The organism is Faecalibacterium sp. DFI.5.82, from assembly GCF_029076575.1.
GTDB lineage: Bacteria > Bacillota > Clostridia > Oscillospirales > Ruminococcaceae > Faecalibacterium > Faecalibacterium duncaniae.
In genome coordinates this window covers 1-306 of sequence record NZ_JARFIS010000616.1, presented here as the reverse complement: position 1 = coordinate 306, position 306 = coordinate 1, and the positions used below count along the sequence as shown (strand labels likewise).

Sequence of the window (306 nt, the reverse complement as noted above, 5' to 3'; positions counted from 1 at the left end):
CACTTGCTTCTGGTAGTGTTCCTGACAGGCTCTTGCGGTGAGCTTGATGTCTACCAGTGATTTGTTCTGCTTGATCCGCTCAATCATGATATGTACAACGGGGATGCGGGTGTAGTTTTCAAGAATCCGCCATGCCGTAGCGGAGTGTACGTCATCAAAGAGAATGATCGCCGTAATTTTCTGCATGACTTCATAATCAAGGTTTTTGAGCGTGGCGCACAGCTTGTACGGGTCGGAGTTTTCACAGTCCACCACCAATACGGTCTTCTCGATGTCATCTATGAAGTCGTAGATATTGTTTTTTAC

At 46.4% G+C, this 306-nt stretch carries 1 pseudogene; it reads right to left on the bottom strand.

From position 1 onward, the window contains the following. Window positions 1–306 (bottom strand): annotated as a pseudogene (locus tag P0G09_RS18125) (hypothetical protein); the annotation flags it as partial.